The sequence below is a fragment of the Arthrobacter sp. TJ-58 genome (assembly GCF_058269295.1).
In genome coordinates this window covers 882,823-902,846 of the sequence record NZ_JBZCNM010000002.1, presented here as the reverse complement: position 1 = coordinate 902,846, position 20,024 = coordinate 882,823, and the positions used below count along the sequence as shown (strand labels likewise).

At 65.4% G+C, this 20,024-nt stretch carries 17 protein-coding genes; 7 read left to right on the top strand and 10 right to left on the bottom strand.

What is annotated here, in order from left to right; all coding sequences use genetic code 11:
• The coding region (locus AC4D2W_RS10410) for a hypothetical protein (protein WP_490926800.1) at window positions 1–331 on the top strand (331 nt) is incomplete at its 5' end.
• A 91-nt stretch (window positions 332–422) separates the two neighbouring features.
• Here AC4D2W_RS10410 and AC4D2W_RS10405 read toward each other — a convergent pair.
• From AC4D2W_RS10405 to AC4D2W_RS10395, 3 genes are all read right to left on the bottom strand, one after another.
• Complete coding sequence (locus AC4D2W_RS10405; protein ID WP_490926799.1) at window positions 423–1,208, bottom strand: MBL fold metallo-hydrolase; 786 nt, start codon at window positions 1,206–1,208, stop codon at window positions 423–425.
• A 19-nt stretch (window positions 1,209–1,227) separates the two neighbouring features.
• Entirely contained in the window at window positions 1,228–2,334 is a 1,107-nt protein-coding gene (locus tag AC4D2W_RS10400; RefSeq protein WP_490926798.1) for a branched-chain amino acid aminotransferase, read from the bottom strand.
• Window positions 2,335–2,395: 61 nt separating this feature from the next.
• Window positions 2,396–3,457, bottom strand: coding sequence for a 3-isopropylmalate dehydrogenase (locus AC4D2W_RS10395; protein ID WP_490926797.1), 1,062 nt, complete (start codon window positions 3,455–3,457; stop codon window positions 2,396–2,398).
• 187 nt (window positions 3,458–3,644) lie between these two features.
• Here AC4D2W_RS10395 and AC4D2W_RS10390 point away from each other — a divergent pair, with 187 nt between their 5' ends.
• The 6 genes from AC4D2W_RS10390 to AC4D2W_RS10365 all read left to right on the top strand — a co-directional run bounded on the left by AC4D2W_RS10390 (window position 3,645) and on the right by AC4D2W_RS10365 (window position 9,996).
• Entirely contained in the window at window positions 3,645–4,853 is a 1,209-nt protein-coding gene (locus tag AC4D2W_RS10390; protein WP_490926796.1) for a sensor histidine kinase, read from the top strand.
• A gap of 67 nt (window positions 4,854–4,920) precedes the next feature.
• The gene (locus tag AC4D2W_RS10385; protein WP_490926832.1) at window positions 4,921–5,601 is read left to right on the top strand and encodes a response regulator; all 681 of its coding nucleotides are present in this window, start codon (window positions 4,921–4,923) and stop codon (window positions 5,599–5,601) included.
• Window positions 5,602–5,642: 41 nt separating this feature from the next.
• On the top strand, window positions 5,643–5,957 hold the full coding sequence (locus tag AC4D2W_RS10380) for an MmcQ/YjbR family DNA-binding protein (protein WP_490926795.1): 315 nt from the start codon (window positions 5,643–5,645) through the stop codon (window positions 5,955–5,957).
• A gap of 69 nt (window positions 5,958–6,026) precedes the next feature.
• Complete coding sequence (locus AC4D2W_RS10375) at window positions 6,027–6,791, top strand: ABC transporter ATP-binding protein (protein WP_490926794.1); 765 nt, start codon at window positions 6,027–6,029, stop codon at window positions 6,789–6,791.
• A 2-nt stretch (window positions 6,792–6,793) separates the two neighbouring features.
• A complete protein-coding gene (locus tag AC4D2W_RS10370) occupies window positions 6,794–9,301 on the top strand; it encodes an ABC transporter permease (protein ID WP_490926793.1) in 2,508 nt (835 codons plus the stop codon).
• 164 nt (window positions 9,302–9,465) lie between these two features.
• The gene (locus AC4D2W_RS10365) at window positions 9,466–9,996 is read left to right on the top strand and encodes a hypothetical protein (RefSeq protein ID WP_490926792.1); all 531 of its coding nucleotides are present in this window, start codon (window positions 9,466–9,468) and stop codon (window positions 9,994–9,996) included.
• Window positions 9,997–10,112: 116 nt separating this feature from the next.
• On the opposite strand, the gene metG is transcribed toward AC4D2W_RS10365, so the two are convergent.
• The 7 genes from metG to AC4D2W_RS10330 form a co-directional block, all read right to left on the bottom strand.
• On the bottom strand, window positions 10,113–11,672 hold the full coding sequence (gene metG / locus AC4D2W_RS10360) for a methionine--tRNA ligase (RefSeq protein WP_490926791.1): 1,560 nt from the start codon (window positions 11,670–11,672) through the stop codon (window positions 10,113–10,115).
• An 87-nt stretch (window positions 11,673–11,759) separates the two neighbouring features.
• Window positions 11,760–13,124, bottom strand: coding sequence for an FtsX-like permease family protein (locus AC4D2W_RS10355; protein ID WP_490926790.1), 1,365 nt, complete (start codon window positions 13,122–13,124; stop codon window positions 11,760–11,762).
• Window positions 13,121–13,834, bottom strand: coding sequence for an ABC transporter ATP-binding protein (locus AC4D2W_RS10350; RefSeq protein WP_490926789.1), 714 nt, complete (start codon window positions 13,832–13,834; stop codon window positions 13,121–13,123). Before AC4D2W_RS10350 ends, AC4D2W_RS10355 begins: the two co-directional genes overlap by 4 nt.
• Before the next feature lie 503 nt (window positions 13,835–14,337).
• A complete protein-coding gene (gene serA, locus AC4D2W_RS10345) occupies window positions 14,338–15,933 on the bottom strand; it encodes a phosphoglycerate dehydrogenase (RefSeq protein ID WP_490926788.1) in 1,596 nt (531 codons plus the stop codon).
• A 152-nt stretch (window positions 15,934–16,085) separates the two neighbouring features.
• Window positions 16,086–17,111 (bottom strand): ketol-acid reductoisomerase, encoded by a 1,026-nt coding sequence (gene ilvC / locus AC4D2W_RS10340; RefSeq protein ID WP_490926787.1) that lies wholly within the window; start codon window positions 17,109–17,111, stop codon window positions 16,086–16,088.
• 58 nt (window positions 17,112–17,169) lie between these two features.
• Window positions 17,170–17,685: an acetolactate synthase small subunit gene (gene ilvN, locus AC4D2W_RS10335; protein ID WP_490926786.1), complete on the bottom strand. Its 516-nt coding sequence runs from the start codon at window positions 17,683–17,685 to the stop codon at window positions 17,170–17,172.
• A gap of 4 nt (window positions 17,686–17,689) precedes the next feature.
• The gene (locus AC4D2W_RS10330; RefSeq protein ID WP_490926785.1) at window positions 17,690–19,597 is read right to left on the bottom strand and encodes an acetolactate synthase large subunit; all 1,908 of its coding nucleotides are present in this window, start codon (window positions 19,595–19,597) and stop codon (window positions 17,690–17,692) included.
• Window positions 19,598–20,024 lie beyond the last annotated feature (427 nt).

Here is a 20,024-nt window from a genome sequence, read left to right as displayed (position 1 = left end):
ATCCGAAATACTCGGAAAAACAATTAATGTTTTTCTTTTCTCTTCGCTGCAGTGTTTCTTTATTCTATTTCATCCGGACCGTGTTTGGCAATTCGGGATAATTCCCGGTTACCGTTTCATCCGGCTGGACGAACCCATCACAAAGCATCCGGATTATCTCCGCTGCTGTGTTGTGGGATGTTGCCGGATCCGGGAGTCTCGCTTGCAGACCATGTCCGCTGGGCGCTCTCCGGGGCAACTCACTCAACTTTACACAGAGTTGCCGGACCGTGCAAACCGCTGGAGTGTGACCTCCTGCACTTTGCCGAACCGCTTTCCCGGTAAGGCCTGAGCTTCGCTGAAAACCAACGATTAATAGTGTGCAACACGGCTTCGGCGCCCTGCAAGCCTCCTACCCGTTGCCTCACTCACAGCAAAGCTGCCTACAGCGGGGCGCCGCCCCGCAGGTACTGCAGCTGCGCCGCCACTGACAGTTCGGCCGCCCGCCGCACGTTGGCCGGCACCTCGGCGTACACCAGGTCCGCGACCGCTGAGACAGAAGCATCGGCGCCTGCGCTCTGCAGTGCCGAGCGGATTTGTTCGAGCCGTTCCTGGCGGTGGTCGCGGTAGGTGAGGACCACTGTACTGAGATCAGGCAGCACCGGACCGTGGGCCGGAAGCACCGTGGCGTGCCCCAGCTCGGAAAGCCGGTCAAGCGAGGCGAGGTAGTCGCCCAGAGTTCCGTCCGGATAGTCGAGCACCGTGGTGCCGCGCCCGAGGATGGTGTCCCCGGTCAGCACGGACCCGCCCGGACCGTCGTCCGGAAGGTGAAAGCAGACGGAGTCCGAGGTGTGGCCCGGCGTTGCCAGCACGGTGATGTCCACTCCCCCGGCCTGCAGCTTCTCGCCGTCGGCCAGCGGATCCCCGCCCACGCAGTAATTCGGATGGAAGGCCCGGACCGGAGCGCCCGTCAGTTCGGCGAAACGCTCGCTGGCCTCGGTGTGATCGGGGTGGCGGTGTGTGATGAGGACCAGCTCCACCGTCCCGGCGGATGCCAGAAGCTGCAGGTGGTCCTCATCCAGAGGCCCCGGGTCCACCACCACCACATGGCTTGATCCCTCAGCGGCAATGACATAGCTGTTGGTCCCCTCCAGGCTCATGGGACCGGGATTCGGCGCCAGGGCAAAGCGGGTCAGCGGGCTGCTGCGGGTCAGGGTGGTGGCGGACATCGGGTTCCTTTGTTGAGCTTTAGGCCAGGCGGGTCAGCCAGCCGTGGGTATCTTCCACGGTGCCGGTCTGGACGCCCAGGAGCTGTTCACGGATGGACATGGTGACCGGGCCGGCAACGGCGTCGGCCGAACCGATGGTCTCGGTTTCAGTCTTCAGCTCGCCCACCGGTGTGATGACGGCTGCGGTTCCGCAGGCGAAGACCTCGGTGATGTCGCCGGAGGCAACGCCGTCGCGCCATTCGTCCAGGGTGATTTTGCGTTCCTGGACGTTCAGGCCGCGGTCCCGGCCCAGCTGCAGCACCGAGGAACGGGTGACGCCGTGCAGGATGGTGCCGGAGAGTGCCGGAGTAACCAGGGTGCCGTCCTTGAAGACGAAGAAGACGTTCATGCCGCCGAGTTCTTCCACGGCGTTGTCATTGGCTGCATCCAGGAAGAGCACCTGCTTGCAGCCGTGTGCCTCGCCTTCCATCTGGGCGATGAGGGAAGCGGCGTAATTGCCGCCGCACTTGGCTTCGCCGGTACCGCCGATGCCTGCGCGGGCGTACTTGGTGGACAGCCAGATGGAAACGGGCTTCAGCTCGCCGCCGAAGTAGTTGCCGGCCGGGGAAGCAATAACCCGGTAGGAAACCTCACGCGCGGGGCGAACGCCCAGGAACGCCTCGGTGGCGATCATGAACGGGCGCAGGTACAGCGCGGCGCCGTCGCCCTCGGGGATCCAGTCCGCATCCACGGAGACCAGCTGGCGCAGCGACTCCATGAACAGCTCTTCGGGAAGTTCCGGCAGGGCCAGGCGGCGGGCGGAGAGATTCATGCGCGCGGCATTGGCTTCGGGCCGGAAGGTCCACACGGAACCGTCGGCGTGCCGGTAGGCCTTGAGGCCTTCGAAGATTTCCTGGCCGTAGTGCAGCACGGCAGCGGCGGGGTCCATGGCGATGGGGCCGTACGGTTCGATGCGGGCGTTCTGCCAGACACCGGTGCCGGTTTCATCGACTTTGTAGTCAATGACGGCCGTGTGGTCCGTGAAGTAGTCTCCGAATCCGGGGTCCGCCAGAATGGCTGCACGCTCCTCGGCCGGTTTCGGGTGGGCAGAGAGCTGCTGGGAAAATTCCAGAGCGCTGACAGACATTTTTCCTCCACGGTGGGCGGCGCGGGCCGCCCGACGAATTGGTTATTGGTACTTCCCGAGCTTATGACACCGCTGCGGCAATCGCATTGCCGACGTCCGCCGTCGTCCGCGGTTCACCGGTGCGCGCAGCGACGTCGTCCGCCACCGCCTGTTCCACGCGGGCGGCCTCCTTTTCCCTGCCAAGGTGGCGCAGCAGCAGTGCGGCGGAGAGGATGGCGGCCGTGGGGTCGGCTTTCTGCTGGCCCGCAATGTCGGGGGCGGAGCCGTGCACCGGTTCAAACATGGAGGGGAAGGTGCCGTCCATGTTGATGTTGCCAGAGGCCGCCAGTCCGATGCCGCCGGTCACAGCGGCGGCCAGATCCGTAATGATGTCGCCGAAGAGGTTGTCCGTGACGATGACGTCAAAGCGTGACGGATCAGTCACCAGGAAGATGGTTGCCGCATCCACGTGCAGGTAGTCGTGGCTCACTTCCGGGAATTCGACGGCGACGCGCTCCACCGTGCGCTTCCACAGCCGGCCGGCGTAGACCAGCACGTTGTGCTTGTGGACCAGGGTGAGCTTTTTGCGGGGGCGCTCGTTGGCACGCCGGAAGGCATCGCGGACCACGCGCTCCACTCCGAAGGCCGTATTGAGGGACACCTCGGTGGCCACCTCCTGCGGGGTTCCCTCGCGGAGCACTCCCCCGTTGCCGGTGTACGGACCTTCGGTGCCTTCGCGGACGACAATGAAATCCACGGTGCCCGGGTTGGCCAGCGGACTTTCCACCCCGGGGTACAGCCGGGACGGACGCAGGTTCACATAGTGGTCCAGGCTGAAGCGCAGTTTGAGCAGCATTTCCCGTTCGATGAGTCCGGACGGAATGTTTGTGTCCCCGGGAGCTGCGCCGACGGCGCCGAAAAGAATGGCGTCATGGCCCTTGAGCGCCTCCAGCGTGTCCTCCGGCAGGGTTTCCCCGGTGGCCAGCCAGTGCTCGGCACCGAGCGGATACTCGGTCAGCTCAAACTGCACGGGACCGCCTTGGGTCACGGCAAGGAGCACCTTGACGGCCTCGGCGGTGACTTCCGGGCCAATGCCGTCGCCGGGAACGACGGCCAGGGAAACGGTGGAGGACTGTTCGCTCATTTGGCCATTCTAGGAACGCAGTCCACATCCCGGGCAAACCATCCCACATGCTGGACAGCATGTGGAGCTCCGGGATAGCAGCGCGATGATAGCTCGCCACCCGGAGTGCCCCATCCGGATTGCCCGGCCCGGTATCAGACCGTGGCATGAGGCGCCGGGGCGCGTGCTGGCCCTAAAGTTGTTGTTCATGCTCGTGCACCGCCGAATTCAAGCCTGGCTCCAGGCCAACCCGTTCAAGGTCGACCTCACCCTGATGCTTTTCGGTGTCCTGATCTTCGTGCTGTCGGCTACTGCTGTTGGAAGCACGCATCCGGTCTTCGATGTCGCCCTATCCCTGGGCATCGTGGTGCCCCTGGCCTGGCGCCGGACCCGTCCGGTGCTGTCAGGAAGCATTACCGCCTTCTTCTGTCTCGTGCAGATTGCCTTCAGCGGGTTCCCCCTGCCGGCGGATATCCTGCCGCTGGTTACCGTCTATACGCTGGCTGCCTACGGCCCGCGCTGGGCGAGCCTGGGCGGATTGGCCCTGGCCCTGGCGGGCGGCGTGCTGTTCGTTTTTCGGTACTTCGGTTTCCCTTATGCAGCCTCAAGCCCGGTTGAACTGGCCATGTACTTTTTCAGCTTGGTGGCCTTTGAAGCCGTAATCCTGGTGGCCTGGACTTTCGGCGACCTGGCCCGCACCCGCAGGCTCGCCATCCAGGCGCTGGAGGACAGGGCACGGCGACTGGAAACCGAGCGCCAGCAGGAACGGGACCTTGCGGCTGCCGACGAACGGACGCACATTGCCCGCGAAATGCACGACATTGTGGCCCATTCCCTCTCGGTCATCATTACCCAGGCTGACGGCGCCAGGTATGCGAGCGCCTCGGATCCGGAAATTGCTGCGAAGACCCTGGCCACCATTGCGGAGACCGGCCGCGGCTCTCTGCGCGAAATGCGCCGCCTGCTTGGAGTCCTCCGCGGGGACGAGCTGGCCTCCACCCGTCCGCTGCCCTCGCTGTCCGACGTCGGAGCCCTCGTGGACGCGGTCAAACGCGCCGGCGTGGAGGTGGTGTTGACCGAAACGGGAACGATGCGCCGGCAGCTTCCCGCCGGGGCCGAGCTGACCGCGTACCGGGTCATCCAGGAAGCGCTGACCAACGTCCTGAAACATGCCGGCTCTGCGGCACAGGCAGCAGTCGATCTGGAATGGACATCCCGCGGAGTGGAGATCAGCGTCCGTGACGATGGCCGCGGCGCCGGGGCAGACAGCGGGCCGGCTTCCCCGGCCTCCGGTTCCGGGCAGGGCATCAACGGCATGGCCGAGCGGGTGGCCCTCTACGATGGGAGACTGAAAGCGGCCCCTGTGCCCGGCGGAGGATTCCGCGTTGAAGCATTCATTCCCTACACGGAGGCCTAGGCTCGTGCCCCACTCCCCCTGGACCCCTGAGTCCGATTCCGCCGACACCTCCGCGGCCCCCATCCGCGTGGCTTTGGTTGATGATCAGCAGTTGGTGCGCGGCGGTTTCAAGATGCTGATCAACTCCCAGCCGGACCTGACGGTGGTGGCCGAGGCCGGCAACGGAGGGGAAGCCCTGCACGCGCTCTCCGCCGTGCGCGCCGACGTCGTCCTGATGGATGTGCGTATGCCCGGCATGGACGGCATCGAGGCGACCGCCCGGCTGCTGGAGCGGGCGGCCGCACAGCCCAAGGGATCCAGCGACGCCGAGCTCAAGGTGGTGGTGCTGACCACCTTCGACCTGGACGAGTACGCGCTGTCCGCGATCCGCGCCGGAGCCAGCGGTTTCCTGCTCAAGGACGCCCCGCCGGAAGAACTCCTCGAGGCCATCCGCACCGTGTACCGCGGCGACGCGGTGATTGCGCCGTCGACCACCCGCAGGCTGCTGGACCATGTGGCGCCCCTGCTCCGCGAGCCCACCGCCGAGGTCAGCCGGCACGCGGCCGACGTCGAACGCCTCACCCCCCGCGAGCGCGAAGTCTTCGGACTGATCGCGCAGGGACTCTCCAATCCCGAGATTGCCGCGCGTCTGTTCCTCTCGGATGCCACCGTAAAAACGCACGTGGGCCACATCCTGGCCAAGCTTGGCGCCCGGGACCGCGTGCAGGCTGTGGTGATTGCCTACGAGACCGGTATCGTCGCCCCGTAGACAGGGGCCGCCCCGGCGCCCCGGAGCCAGGGGAGGCTGCCGTGTCCGCTGAAGCCGACGTCCGTTCCTTCTGCCTTGGGCTGCCCGGAGTGACCGAACGGCTCAGCTGGCAGCAGCCGGCGTGGTTTGCCCGGACCCTGATGGCGCGCATCTGGGATGACGGGGTGCTGACCGTCAAGTCTCCCGAACGGGAGGCACTTGCGGGCACCAGCCCGGACACCTTCTTTTGGACGCCGCACCACGACCGTTCCCCGCTTTTGCTGCTGGTGCGCCTGGACCGGGTGGACCGCGGCGAACTGGAGGAACTGCTGCTGGAGTCCTACCAACTGGCGGGCCCGCTTCCACCCACGGTATGAGACGGAGCGGGCTGATCCCCGTCCCTCCTCCGATGCTCCGGCAACCGGCCGCCGCATAACGTAGCAGGTATGACAACCCTTACTGAGAAATCTTCCGTGCCCGGCGGCACCACGGCCGCCGCTGCCGCGCAATCCCTGAACAAGACTTACGGCTCCGGGGATACCGCGGTCCATGCCCTGCAAAACGTGGACGTCACTTTCCAGGCCGGCACCTTCACCGCCATCATGGGCCCCTCCGGCTCCGGAAAGTCCACGCTCATGCACTGTCTGGCCGGGCTGGACACCGCCGACTCAGGAAAGATCTGGATCGGTGACACGGAGATCACCGCCCTCAAGGACGCCGAGCTGACCCGCCTGCGCCGCGACAGCGTGGGCTTTGTGTTCCAGTCCTTCAACCTGGTGCCCACCCTCACGGCAGAACAGAACATCACCCTGCCCGTGGCGCTGGCCAACGGCAAGGTGGACCGGAAGTGGCTGGAAGAGATCACCGGCATTCTGGGCCTGACCGGGCGGCTCAAGCACCGCCCCCACGAGCTCTCCGGCGGACAGCAGCAGCGCGTGGCCGTGGCCCGCGCCCTGCTGACCCGCCCGCACGTGGTCTTCGGCGACGAGCCCACCGGCAACCTGGATTCGAAGTCCGGCGCCGAGGTGCTCTCCCTGTTGCGCCGTTCCACCCGCGAAATGGGCCAGAGCATCATCATGGTCACCCACGACCCGGTTGCTGCTTCCTATGCGGACCGCGTGGTCCTGATGAACGACGGCGCCCTGGTGGGCGAGTTGTCCGAGCCCACCCCGGAAACCGTGCTCGCAGCCCTGACCAAGCTGGGGGCCTGATCATGCTGCAGGTAGCGCTGGCGCAGGTGCGCCTGAACGCCCGCCGGTTCATCGCCGTTTCCCTCGCCGTGATGATTGCGGTCGGGTTCCTGACCGCCACGCTGATCATCAACTCCTCCTCCAAGGCCTCCCTGACGCAGAGCATCGGCGAGGGCTACCGGAATGCAGACCTGGTGGTCACGCCGGAAGTTTCTTACGACGATCCACCCACCGTCATCACCCAGCAGATGGCGGACGCCGTCAGGGAAACTGACGGGATTGCCGGAACGTACGCGGTCATTTCGTCCTACGTCAACATGGACGAAGGGAAAAAGACCTCCTTCGCCGAGATGAATAACACCGCCGAAGACCGCGCCCTGTTTCCGGTCGACATTGTGACAGGTGACCTGCCCGCCGCCGGGGAGGTTGCCGTGGACCAGGACACCGCAGACCGTCTGGGGCTCTCGCTGGGTTCGGTCCTGACGCTCGCTGCAAGCGGCGAACAGGATGCCGCCGCCACCGAGCTCACCACCAGTGCCATTGTGTCCACCTCCCGGGATCCCATGAAGATGGGAGCGCCGCAGCTTTATGCCGCCACGGCAACGGTGGAACAGTTCCCCTCCACGGAGCAGGGGTTCCGCAGTGTGCAGGCAGCTCTGGAACCGGGAGCCAAGCTGGAGGATGTCCAGGCCGCGCTCGAACAGACACTGACGGACGCCGGATTCACCGGCCTTTCGGTGCGCACCGCGGCCGAGCAGACCGAGGCAACAGTGGCCGGTTACACGGGCGGTGAGGACCAGCTGACAGTGATCCTGCTGGCCTTTGCAGCTGTTGCGCTTCTGGTCTGCGCCCTGGTGGTGTCCAATACGTTCTCGGTGCTGGTGGCCCAGCGGACCAGGGAGTTGGCGCTGCTGCGCTGCATTGGAGCCGCCCGCTCGCAGATCCGCCGCTCGGTAATCGTTGAAGCACTGCTGGTGGGCGTCGTCGCGTCAATTGCCGGCGTGCTGGTTGCCGTGGCCCTGGTGGGTGCGACCGTGGCCTATCTCCGGAGTATTCCGGAGAGCGGCTTCGCAACACTGTCCGTTTCCCCGCTGTCCGTCGTTGTTGGCCTGGGCGTCGGTGTGGTGATGACCGTGCTGGCCGCCCTGGTTCCGGCGCGGGCCGCCACTGCTGTGGCACCGCTGGCCGCACTGCGCCCGGCGGACGACGTCCGTGCCGGTACGCGCCGCGGCAAGATCCGGCTGGTGAGCGGGCTGGTCCTGCTGGCCGTTGGAGTTGCCCTGTTGGCAGCCGGGGCTGTCCGTTCCGATCTGCTCCTGGCTCTTCCCGGCGGCATGCTGAGTTTTGTGGGCGTGCTGATGTGCGCCACTCTCTTTATTCCTACCCTGGTCCGTGCCGTTGGTTCCCTGGCAGCTCCGCTCGGAGTCCCGGGCAAACTGGCGGCAGTCAACGCAGTGCGCAACCCGCAGCGGACCTCGGCAACGTCGTCGGCCCTGCTCATCGGTGTGACCCTGGTGGCCATGATGATGACCGGCGCCGCAACCGCCAGGGATTCGTTAAGCACCCTCCTGTCCCAGGAGTTCCCGGTGGACGTTGCCATCAGCGGCGGCCTGTCGGACGGCTCGCCCTTCACCGGTGACGACGCCGATATTGCCCGGGCGGTTCCCGGCGTGACCTCTGCGGCGCTGCTGCCGGTGGCCGGCACCACCGATATGGACGGTTACCCTGCGGAGGTTTACGCACTGGATCCGGCGGATCGAGGGGTACTGCAGGACACCACGGTGGACATCGCACCGGGCAGCATCCTCATGCCCCAGGGCACCAAGGAAAAGACCGTCACGGTCAACGGCGCCAAGGGTGACGTAACACTGGACGTGGTTCTGAGTGAAAGCGGCGCCATGCAGCCGCTGGTCGCGGGCTCAACCTCTGATGAGCTGGGCGGTGTTCCGAAGACCACAGATCCGGACGCCTATCTGTCCGGGCCGCAGCTGTGGCTCTCCGTTGACGACACTCTGACCAGCAACGAACTCCTGAACCTGCAGTCGGACCTCGCCGAAGCCCTGGGCGTGGACGACTACATGGTTTCCGGGGCTGCCATTGTGCGCGCGTCCTTTGAACAGGTCATCGATGTCCTGCTGATGGTGGTCACCGGCCTGCTGGGCGTAGCCGTGGTGATTGCCCTGGTCGGAGTGGCCAACACCCTCTCCCTGTCCGTCCTTGAACGCACGCGGGAATCATCCCTGCTGCGGGCGCTCGGACTGACCCGAGGACAGCTGCGCGGAATGCTGGCGCTGGAAGCGGTGCTGATAGCCGGCGTCGCCGCCCTGTTCGGTACGGTGCTTGGAGCGCTGTACGGATGGCTGGGGGCCCAATCCGCCCTGGGTGCGTTCAGTCCGGTGGCTGCATCCATCCCGTGGGGACAACTCGGCGTGGTGCTGGCCGTAGCCCTCCTTGCCGGTCTGGCCGCCTCGGTGCTGCCGGCCCGCCGCGCTGCCCGTCTTTCGCCGGTGGCCGGGCTCGCCGCCGACTGACCTGCGGCTGAGCAGCGGTTGAGCAGCGGTTGAGCAGCGGTTGAGCAGCGGAGCAACCGCAGTCACCGCTGCTCAGGCCACCCCGCGGCGGTGCGCTCGCGGCGGTGCCGGTGATCTGACAGGATAATAAGCAAACTGATCAGCACGAGTTGAAGGAGCACCTGATGTCCAACCCCGGAGCCGCTTGGAAGCCCAAGCATCAGTCCCTGTCCGCCTACCTGGACGATCATCTGCTGGGTGCTGAAACCGGGGTCCGGCTTTTCGGTGCTGCCCGGCGAACCTGGGAAGGGTCCGGCTATGAGCAGACCTTCGCTGATCTGGAATCGGAGATTGCCGGCGAACGCGATGAGCTGGAACAGCTGATTGTGACTCTGGGCTACCGGCGCAGCAAGGTCAAGAAGGCCATGGCCATGGCGGGTGCGGCAGTCGGAAAGCTCGGTCCCATGAATCCGATGAGCACCGGCGGGGGTACCACCGGCCAGTTTGAGCTGGAAGGCCTGCAGTCCATTGTCCGCGCCAAGGAATGCCTGTGGCGCACCCTGCTGGCTTTGTCCGCACACGACCACCGGTTCAATCCGTCCCGGCTCCGGGAGATGATCGATATGGCCGGCAGGCAGCAGGATGCGGTGGCAAAGGTGATGGAGGAAACGGCACCGGCACGGTTCCTGACCGGTCCGCTCAGTTCCGTCTCCTAGGTCCCTACGCCCCTAGGCCCGCTCTCCCCGAAATAGCAGAAAGTGCCCTTCTGAGCGTTCAGAAGGGCACTTTCTGCTATTTCGGCGTGCTGTTTTCGCCGGCAGGGACTTGAGACCTATTCGGCGGGTTCTTCGTACCGCGGGAAGATCGGCGCCGGAGCCGGCAGCGGCGTGCCGGGCACGAGGGGCGTGCCGATCGCACTGAACCGGCGGGCGTCGTCGTCGGACTGGCCCAAAACGGTCAGCAGCTTGGATGCGCTGTCCGGCATCACCGGCTGAATGAGGATGGCAACGATCCGCAGCACCTCCAGCGTCACGTAGAGCACCGTGTTCATGCGCTCGACGTCGGTCTTCCGCAGCACCCACGGTGCCTGCTCCGCGAAGTAGGCATTCGTGTCGCCGAGGACCTTCCACGTGGCTTCGAGCGCACCGTGGAAGTCCTGTACGTCGTACGCCTTGCGGGAAATCTCCAGCAGCTCACCGGCGGCCGCCATGATGGCCTTGTCCTCATCGGTGAACTCGCCGGGCTGCGGAACCGCGGCGCCGCAGTTCTTGGCCACCATGGACAGCGAGCGCTGGGCCAGGTTGCCCAGGTTGTTGGCCAGGTCGGAGTTCATCCGGCCGACCACTGCCTCGTGGCTGTAGGATCCGTCGCCGCCGAAGGGCACCTCGCGCAGCAGGAAGAAACGCACGGAGTCCAGGCCGTACTGGTCCGCCCACTGTTTCGGCGCCACCACGTTGCCCAGCGACTTGGACATCTTGACGCCCTTATTGTGCAGGAAGCCGTGGATCATGATCCGCTTGGGCAGCTCGATCTTGGCGGACATCAGGAAGGCCGGCCAGAAAATGGCGTGGAAGCGGGAGATGTCCTTGCCAATCACGTGCACATCGGCGGGCCAGTACTTCTTGAAGGTCTCGCTCTCGGTGTCCGGGAAGCCGACGCCGGTGAGGTAGTTGGTCAGTGCATCCACCCACACATACATCACGTGATCCGGGTTGCCCGGAACCGGAACACCCCAATTGAAGGTGGTCCGGGAAATGGACAGGTCTTCCAGGCCGCCCTTGACGAAGCTGATGACCTCGTTGAACTTGGACTGCGGAGCGGCAAAGGTCGGCTGGGACTCATAAAGTGCCAGCAGCTTGTCCTGATAGGCGGAGAGGCGGAAGAAGTAGCTCTCCTCCTCGGTCCAGGTCACCTCAGTGTCGGTCTCCTTGGAGTACCGCACGCCGTCTTCGCGGACTTCGGTTTCATCCTCGGTGTAGTACGCCTCGTCCCGCACGGAGTACCAGCCGGCGTACTTGGAGAGGTAGATGTCACCGTTGTCCTCCATCCGCTTCCAGATGGCCTGGGCTGCGGCATAGTGGTCCGCGTCGGTGGTGCGGATGAAACGGTCGGGTGAGGTGCCCATGTCCGCTTCCATCTGCTGGAAGGCGGCCGAGTTGCGGTCCGCGAGTTCCTTGGCAGTAATGCCTTCCTTATCCGCGGACTGCTGCATCTTCAGGCCGTGCTCGTCCGTACCCGTCATGAAGAACACGTCGTAACCGTCAAGGCGCTTGAAGCGGGCCATGGCGTCGGTGGCGATGTGCTCATAGGCGTGCCCGATGTGGGGTTCGCCGTTGGGGTAGGAGATGGCAGTGGTGATGTAGAACGGGGTCTGGGAATCGGAAGAAGTCACATAAGAAAATTACCCTGTTTTGCCCGTCGGTGTCGCTTCGGCCCCGCCGCTGCGGGCAAGGAGCAGCAGGACGGCCGTGATCCGGGACTACACGTCGGCTTTCAGCACCCCGGTCAGCACCGAACCGGTGGCAGCGAGCCCGGCCCGCACCAGGGCCACCCCGACGGCGACCGACCCTACCAGGAACGCAACGGACACCGGGGCCACCAGCAGCGCTGCTCCCGTCAGCGGAAACAGCAGCACCGCGGGCACGGCGGTGGACACGATGCTGACCAGCAGCAGCGGCTGCATGACAGCACCGATGCGCGCAGCATCAATCACCTCGCGCGGCATGCCCATCCGGTCCAGGCTGCGGTAGAGGTCTGCCCGGTCCAGCACGGTGGCTGCCTGGTTGATTCCTGCCGAGCAGGCCACCATGAGGAAACCGGCAATGACCGTGATCAGGACGCCCGTCATGATGTCCTGCAGCAGAAAGTCCTCCGGCCCCTCGGCCTGCGCTCCCTGCAGGGCGGCGGCGCCGGCACCGGCAACCACTGCGGTGAAGCAGACCATTGACAGGGCGCTGACCTGCCGCCAGGCGGTTTTCGGCGCATCCAGGACGATCCGCGCGGACATCAGTGCCTGCGGTGTCGCGGCCCGGCGCAGCCGCTGCCGGGCGGAAACGGACACCAGCCAGGGTCCCACCAGGTTCAGCACTGCCAGCCCGGCTGCGAACGCGCCGAAGATAACGGCAAGGGCTATCGCGGCTGCGGCCACCGGGGTCATCAGGGCAAAAACGCAGAGGGCGAGAATGAGCACCGCCGCACCGGCCCGTGAGCGGCCCACCCTTTCGGGGGCGGAACGGGTGCGGATGCCCAGCGGTGAAACCACCACGCGCCGCAGGCCGACGGCGGAACTGACGGCGGCCAGGATCACCACCGCCAGGACGGCCATGGCGCCGGCCGCGGGGTTCAGCCAATAAGCCGCGCCGAGTGCTTCCCCGCGGAAGTGGATCAGCTGGACGAACGGAGCGAGCACCAGATATCCCACCACACCGGCCAGGGCTCCGGCGAGCGCCTGGGCGCAGGCCTCCAGCACCGTCACCTGGCGGACCGTCTTCGCGGAAGCACCCAGCAGGCGCAGTGTTGACAGATGTTCATTACGCCGGCGGGCCGACAGCCGCGCGGCCGAACCGCCAAGCGTGATCAGGGGCAGCACCAGCAGGATGAGTGCGAAACAGGCGAGCAGCAGGTAAAGATTGCCCTCGTCATCCCCCCACTGCAGGAAGGACAGGGCACCGGCCAGGACCGTCAGCAACAGGGTGGTGACGACGGCGAAGGACACCGCAGGCAGCAGCGCCGCCGCTCTCCCCGTGGTGCCGGGACGGTTCAGGAGCCAGGCAATCCGCAGCGGTACGGCCAGTCGGGAGGAGCCGGCTGCGCGGGCAAAAGCGGAAGAGACCGGGCTGCTCATCGGATCATTCCTGCCGCACCGGCTGTATCGGCCACGACCCGGCCGTCGGCCAGGGTGACTACCCTGCCGCACCAGCGGGCCACCTCGGAATCGTGCGTGACAACCACCAACGAGCGCCCGGTTCCCTCCACCGTGCCCAGCAGCAGCTTCATCACCTCCGCCGAGGTACGGGAATCGAGTGCACCGGTGGGCTCGTCGGCGAACAGCACGCGGGCGCCGGTGACCTGTGCCCGGGCAATGGCAACACGCTGCGCCTGTCCCCCGGACAGCTCACCGATCCGCCGTCCCTCCATGCCGGCCAATCCCAGGGCGGCCAATGCGCCGGCTGCAGCCTGTTCCGCCTGCGGGCGGGCCGTGCCGCCCAGCATGAGGGCCAGAGCAACGTTCTCCCCCGCAGTGAGCTCGGGAATCAGCAGCCCCTGCTGGAACACGAACCCGAAGTCGGTGCGGCGCAGGACCGACCGGGCGTCGTCGTTCAAGGCAGTGATCTCGACCGGAACACCGGCGCTGCCGAACAGCCGTACAGTGCCGGCGTCGGGCGAGATGATGCCGGCCAGGCAGTGCAGCAGGGTGGTTTTTCCGGAACCGGAAGCTCCCATCACTGCGATGGACTCACCGGGCCGGACAGTGAGGCTGACACCGGCCAGAGCGGGAGCGGTGTTGTAGGTCTTGACAAGGTTCTCGGCCGCCAGCAGTGGCATACCGGGCATGGGTGCAGTCATACCTTCATGGTGTCCCCGCAGGGCAGCCCGGCACCTCGGAGCCCGGCATGAACTCCATGCCGGGCTCATCCTACCCTGGGCGGAGAGTGTGATGGCGAGTGGATGCCCAACGGGTGGGCGCGACGGTCCTGCTGACCCGTTATCTGCACGAAAGAGGTCGCTTACCGGCCCAACGGGTCCAACCGGGATCTCTCGGACAGATCAAGGGCCTTCCCGAAATCCTTCGTACAGATGAAGGGCTCAAAACGGCGTTTTCGGGGCTCTTGGGCCCGTTGCCTGCACGAAAGATTGGTTCGACGGCGCTGAGTCCCCGTTATCTGCACGAAGGAACAGCCCGATGACGCCGGAGCTCCAGTATCTGCATGGAAGACAAGCTGGATGCCCGTCGGACGCACGACGGGACAAACCGCGAACAAGCCAGCAGGGACCGGCCCGCCGAAGCGGACCGGTCCCTGGTAGCGGTGGTGGTGCTGCTGCGTTGCGCGCGGACTCTAACCCTGCAGGTCAACCTCGCGGACCACCGTCGCGCCGATTTCCGTACGCAGGGTTTCCAGCACGTCCTGCGGTACGGAGGAATCCACGGTCAGCAGCGACAGCGCCTGGCCGCCCTCGGTGTTGCGGGCCACCTGCATGCCGGCAATGTTGATGCCCTTCTCCCCCAGGATCCGGCCCAGGGCGCCGATGACGCCGGGGCGGTCAGCGTAAATCAGCACCAGCAGGTGCTCGCTGATCGGAATTTCCAGGTCGTACCCGTTGACGCCCACAAGCTTTTCGATCTGCTTGGGTCCGGTCAGGGTGCCGGCCACTTCCAGCTGCGTGCCGTCCGAGAGCGCCCCGCGGATGGTCAGCACGTTGCGGTAGTCGTCCACTTCGGAGGTCTTGAGCAGACGCACTTCAATGCCGCGCTGCTCGGCCAGGACCGGAGCGTTCACGTAGGAGACCTGTTCGGAAACGATGTCCGTGAAGATGCCCTTGAGTGCCGCCAGTTCCAGCGCCTTGACGTCCAGGGCGGCAATCTCGCCGGCCACCTCAATGTCGATGGCGGTCACGGAGTCGGAGGAGAGCGCAGTGAAAATCCGGCCCAGCTTTTCGATCAGCGGGATGCCCGGGCGGACCTCCTCGGCGATCACGCCGCCGGCAACGTTGACGGCGTCGGGCACCAATTCGCCGGCCAGGGCCAGGCGGACGGACTTCGCCACGGAGACACCGGCCTTTTCCTGGGCTTCGTCGGTGGAGGCGCCCAGGTGCGGGGTGACAATGACGTTGTCCAGGGACTGGAACGGCAGGTCCGTGGAGGGCTCCTTGACGAAGACATCCACGCCGGCACCGGCAATCTTTCCCTCGGTCAGCGCGGTGTAGAGGGCATCTTCATCTACGAGGCCGCCCCGGGCCACGTTCACCACATACGCACTGTCCTTCATCTTTTCGAAGGCCTCGGCTCCGAGCATGCCCAGCGTTTCCGGAGTCTTGGGCATGTGGATAGTGACAAAGTCCGCCTGTTCCAGGAGTTCATCCAGGGTTACCAGCCGGACATTCAGCTGGGCTGCGCGGGCCGGGGTGATATACGGGTCATAGGCGAGGATTTCGGTGCCGAAGCCCTGCAGCCGGGCCGCCACCAGCGCGCCGATGCGGCCCAGCCCGATGATGCCGATTTTCTTTTCGAACAGCTCGGTGCCGGTGTACTTGGAACGCTTCCACTCCCCGCCCTTGAGTGCCGCGCTGGCCTGCGGAATGTGGCGGGCCAGGGACAGGATGTGGCCCACGGTCAGTTCCGCGGCGGAGATGATGTTTGACGTCGGGGCGTTGACCACCATGACACCGGCCTGAGTTGCGGCCTTAATGTCCACGTTGTCCAGGCCCACGCCGGCGCGGGCAATGACCTTGAGGTTCTTCGCGGCGGCAATGGCCTGGGCATCCACCTGGGTGGCCGAGCGCACCAGGATGGCGTCGACGTCGGCGATCGCGGAGAGGAGCTGGGAGCGGTCGGCGCCGTCCGTGGAGCGGATTTCAAAGTCAGGGCCGAGGGCCTCGACAGTGGCGGGCGAGAGTTCCTCCGCGAGGAGTACGACTGGTTTGGTGGCAGACACCGGTGACCTCTTTAGCTGTGGAAGATTCAGGTGGGGTTTTCGCGCAGGAGGCCGGACCCAACGGGTCCGGCCTCCTTGCCGATTCGGCTTGCTTTTCGAGCCTAGCGCCTGCCTCCCGGGCGGGCGTGAATCGGTGCTTCTGTTACGGCCGGCTACCGGGAAACGGAGCCCTCGGTGTAGTCATCATCGGACTTGATCCAGGAGAAGAGCTTGCGCAGTTCGCGGCCCGTGGCCTCGATGGGGTGGTCTTCGCCCTTTTTGCGCAGTGCCTTGAACTCCGGAGCGTCGGCGTCCTGGTCATCGATGAAGCGCTTGGCGAAGGCGCCGTTCTGGATGTCCGCGAGGACGGCCTTCATGTTTTCCTTCACGCTCTCGTCAATGACGCGGGGTCCGGAGACGTAGTCGCCGTATTCGGCGGTGTCGGAGACGCTCCAGCGCTGCTTGGCGATGCCGCCTTCGACCATCAGGTCCACAATGAGCTTGAGCTCGTGCAGCACCTCGAAGTAGGCAACCTCAGGCTTGTAGCCGGCCTCGGTCAGGGTTTCGAAACCGTACTGGATCAGCTGCGACGCACCGCCGCAGAGCACGGCCTGCTCGCCGAAGAGGTCCGTTTCGGTTTCTTCGGTGAAGGTGGTCTCGATGACGCCGGCGCGGGTGCCGCCAATGGCCTTGGCGTAGGACAGCGCCAGTTCCTTGGCCTTGCCGGAGGGGTTCTGCTCGACTGCGATCAGGTCGGGAACGCCGCGGCCGGCCTCGAATTCGCGGCGCACAATGTGGCCCGGGCCCTTGGGTGCCACCAGGGCGACATCGACATCAGCCGGCGGCTGGATGTAGCCGTAGCGGATGTTGAAGCCGTGGCCGAAGAACAGGGCGTCGCCGGCCTGCAGGTTCGGGGCGATGTCCTCGGCGTAGACAAAACGCTGGACCTGGTCCGGAGTGAGGATCATGATCAGGTCCGCCTCGGCGACGGCGTCGGCCACGTTGAGCACGCGCAGGCCCTCCGCTTCGGCCTTGGCGCGGGACTTGGAGCCTTCCTTGAGGCCAACGCGGACGTCGACGCCGGAATCACGCAGGCTGAGGGCGTGGGCGTGGCCCTGGCTGCCGTAGCCGATAACCGCGACGGTGCGGCCCTGGATGATGGACAGGTCGGCGTCGTCGTCGTAATACATGTCAGTCACAGTGTTCTCCTACTGAAGTTTCTTGGATAAAGGTTTGGATCGGAACAGCAGCTGTTGCCTAGGCGGTGCGCAGGTGCGCACGGTCTCCCATGGACTTGGCGCCGCGGCCGATGGCCAGCGTTCCGGATTGAACTATTTCGCGGATGCCAAAGGGTTCAAGCACTGCAAGGAGCGCGTTGAGTTTTTCGGCGGTGCCTGTGGCTTCAACGATCAGCGAGTCGGTGGACACGTCAACCACTGAAGAACGGAACAGCTCGGCTGCCTGGGTTACCTGCAGCCGGGTTGCGGCATCCGCGCGAACCTTGACCAAGATGTGGTCGCGTTGCACGGAAGACTCGGGAACCAGCTCAACAATCTTGATGACGTTGACGAGCTTGTTCAGTTGTTTGGTGACCTGCTCCAGCAGGTCGCCCTCGGCCTCGACCACCACGGTGATGCGGGACAGTCCCGGCACCTCAGAGGGGCCCACGGCCAAAGAATTGATGTTGAATGCCCGGCGGGCAAACAGCGACGCTACCCGGGTCAGGACACCGGGAACGTCTTCGACCAGTACGGAAAGGGTGTGGCGTGCCATGGCCCTAGTCCTCCTCTTCCCATTTGGGTGTCATGTTGCGGGCAATCTGGATCAGGTCGTTGGGGACACCGGAGGGAACCATCGGCCAGACCATCGAGTCGCGGCTGACCACGAAGTCGATGACCACCGGGCGGTCGTTGATCGCCAGCGCCTGGCGGATGGTGTCATCGATGTCCTCGTCCCGCTCGCAGCGCAGGCCCACGCAGCCGTAGGCGTCGGCAAGCTTCACGAAGTCGGGAACCCGGACGGTGCCATGGCCGGTGTTCAGGTCCGTGTTGGAGTAGCGGGACTCGTAAAAGAGGGTTTGCCACTGCCGCACCATGCCCAGGGAGGAGTTGTTGATGATGGCCACCTTGATCGGGATCTTGTTGATCAGGCAGGTGGCCAGTTCCTGGTTGGTCATCTGGAAGCAGCCGTCGCCGTCGATCGCCCAGACGACGCGGTCCGGGCTGCCCACCTTGGCTCCCATGGCCGCGGGCACCGAGTAGCCCATGGTGCCGAGGCCGCCGGAGTTGAGCCAGGCGCGAGGGCGCTCGTACTTGATGAACTGGGCCGCCCACATCTGGTGCTGCCCGACGCCGGCCACGTAGACGCCGTCGGGGCCGGTGAGGGCTCCGATGCGCTCGATGACCTTCTGGGGCGCAATGTGGCCGTCTTCCGGTTCGCTGTAGCCCACGGGGTAGATTTCGCGCAGCCGGTTGATGACTTCCCACCACGGCGCGATGTCCGGGCGTTCGACGGCGAATGCGGCGCGGACCGCCTCGGTCAGTTCCGGCATGATCTCCTTGACCGAGCCGACAATCGGCACGTCCGCCGGGCGGTTCTTGGAGATCTCGGCGGGGTCGATGTCCGCGTGGATGACCTTGGCGCCGGGAGCAAAGGAGGAGAGCACGCCGGTGACGCGGTCATCGAAGCGCGCACCGAGGGTGATGAGCAGGTCCGACTGCTGCAGGGCCGCCACGGCCGAGACCGAGCCGTGCATCCCGGGCATGCCGGCGTGCTGGGGGTGGGAATCGGGAAAAACGCCGCGGGCCTGCAGGGTGGTGACCACGGGCGCACCCACCAGCTCCGCCAGCTCCAGCAGTTCCGCCGAGGCGTCAGCCTTGAGCACTCCTCCGCCCACGTAGAAGACGGGGCGCTGTGAGGCGGCAATCAGGCGGGCCGCCTCGCGGACCTGCTTGGAATGGCCGCGGACCACAATCCGGTAGCCCGGCAAATCGATTTTGGGCGGCCAGGAGAACATCGTCTTCGCCTGCTGGGCGTCCTTGGAAATGTCCACGAGCACCGGGCCGGGACGGCCGGTGGTGGCAATGTGGAAGGCTTCGGCCAGGACCCGGGGAATGTCGTCCGGATTGGTGACCAGGTAGGAGTGCTTGGTGACGGGCATGGTGATGCCCACGATGTCTGCCTCCTGGAACGCGTCGGTGCCGATGAAAGCACTGGACACCTGGCCGGTAATGGCCACCATGGGAACCGAGTCCATGTGGGCATCAGCGATGGCCGTGACCAGGTTGGTGGCTCCCGGGCCGGAGGTGGCAATGCAGACTCCGGCGCGGCCGGTCACCATGGCATAGCCCTCTGCGGCGTGCCCGGCGCCCTGTTCGTGGCGGACCAGGATGTGCCGCAGCTTGGTGGAGTCCATGAGCGGGTCATACGTGGGGAGGATCGCGCCGCCGGGCAGTCCGAAAATGTCCTCCACTCCGAGTTCCTCCAGAGCCCGGACGATGGCCTTGGATCCGGTCATCTCGGTGGGGGGAACCACGTTGTTGGGGCCCTGCACCCGGTTGTCCGCGGCTTCGGGCGGGGTTGATACGGAGGAGGCAACATCACGTGTCTTTGCCGTGGCTGCCTTCGCAGCAACACTGACTTTGTTGGCCATCAGCGACGGGCTGATTGGCGATCCCTTACTCATAAAGACTTCCTTACGGATACTTATTCATGTGATCTGCTGCGGCGGCCGTCCGGACGGTTAGCCCGGGCCGGCTTTTCTGCTTTGTCTGAAGCCAATAAAAAAACCCCTCGTGCCGGTTGGCTCCGTAGGGGTTCGCGCGTGACGTTCTTGCAAGCTCGGCGGTTAGGCCACGCGCTTGGTAAGGACGACGGGTACGATCTGCATGCCTTTCATCCTTCCCGTCCCCTGCGGGGGTGTCAATCTAATGAGACGCCCGTCTCACTATGTGGACGTAATATCCACCTTTTGGACGCCTCCCCTTTCGCCGCTACGCCCAGGCGGCAGCTACCGGCTGCTGCCATGGGTGTCGGTGCCCCGCGGAACGAGGCACTAAGGCGGCAGGGCTTAATAAGGTTGAAAACCCTAAGGGGCCCCAAGCAGCAGGCGC